Origin of the sequence: Mesorhizobium sp. M7A.F.Ca.US.014.04.1.1, from assembly GCF_003998745.1 — a bacterium.
Classification (GTDB): Bacteria; Pseudomonadota; Alphaproteobacteria; order Rhizobiales; family Rhizobiaceae; genus Mesorhizobium; species Mesorhizobium ciceri.
In genome coordinates this window covers 1-1068 of the sequence record NZ_RZRW01001100.1, presented here as the reverse complement: position 1 = coordinate 1068, position 1068 = coordinate 1, and the positions used below count along the sequence as shown (strand labels likewise).

General features: G+C 62.3%; 2 protein-coding genes. Both read right to left on the bottom strand.

Features of this window, described 5'->3' with window-relative positions; genetic code table 11:
* A partial coding sequence (gene trbL / locus EOA22_RS34790; protein ID WP_127390677.1) for a P-type conjugative transfer protein TrbL occupies window positions 1–804 on the bottom strand: 804 nt, incomplete at its 3' end.
* Window positions 801–1067 carry a putative entry exclusion protein TrbK-alt gene (gene trbK-alt / locus EOA22_RS34785; protein WP_281040820.1) on the bottom strand — a complete coding sequence of 89 codons (267 nt, stop codon included), beginning with the start codon at window positions 1065–1067 and terminating at the stop codon, window positions 801–803. The genes trbK-alt and trbL, both read right to left, overlap by 4 nt.
* Between the last annotated feature and the right edge of the window lies 1 nt (window position 1068).

The following is a 1068-nucleotide window of genomic DNA, read 5'->3' as shown; positions in this document are numbered from 1 at the left end:
CTGCGGGGCTCCGGAAACAAGGCCCGTTGCAATGCCGGGGCCGAAGATCGACAGCCCCATCAGAGACAGTGCGCCCAGCACCAGCGACAGCGCATCCGTGATTGTTGGCTGTTCGGCGCCGAAACCGCGAGTGAACTCGCCGAAGAGACCCGAGCCGATGCCGACGATGACAGCGAGGACGAGGATCTTCACGCCGGACGCGACGATGTTGCCGAGGACTTTCTCGGCGAGGAAGGCTGTCCGGCTGAACAGCGCAAACGGGATCAGCACGAAGCCTGCCAGTGTCGTCAGCTTGAACTCAATGAGCGTGACAAAGATCTGGACGGCCAGAATGAAGAACGCGATCAGCACGATCGCCCAGGCGGTCATAAGCACTGCGATCTGGACAAAATTTTCGAAGAACGAGACGTAGCCCATCAGCTGGCTGGCGGCTTCGAGGATCGGATTGCCGGCATCGATGCCGACCTGCGCGACGCGGCCCGGCTGCAGGAGTGCGGGGCCCGAGAGCGCTGATCCTCCTGCCTTCAGTCCAAGCCCCGAGAAACTCTCGAAGACGATGCCGGCGAGGCGATTGAAGTTGCCGATGATGAAGGCGAAGAAGCCGATATAGAGCGTCTTCTTCACCAGCCGATGCAGCATGTCCTCGTCAGCGCCCCATGCCCAGAAAAGGCCGGCAAGCGTGATGTCGATGACGATCAGCGTGGAGGTGAGAAATGCCACTTCGCCGCCGAGCAGGCCGAATCCGGAATCGATATAGCGGGTAAAGGTTTCCAGGAAGCGGTCGATTACGCCCGTGTCGTTCATGGCGCCACCGTGTTCGAACGGGTATCTTGGGTATCGGCCGGGGTCGAAGGGGTCAGCGGCTGCAGCCGGCTCTGATCCTTCTCGATCGGTGGAGCGGCGTATGGTGCCACGGGTCGGGATGGCCGCAGGAAACGCCGGCGGTTCTCGGCCCAAGCCTTCCTGCAGGCCTCGTCTGCAATTGCAGCCATGCCAACTGCCCGGCATCGCTCGAGTTCAACGCTGGCCGGCTCGCCGCCCGGATACTCAGAACGCGGGGAGGACACG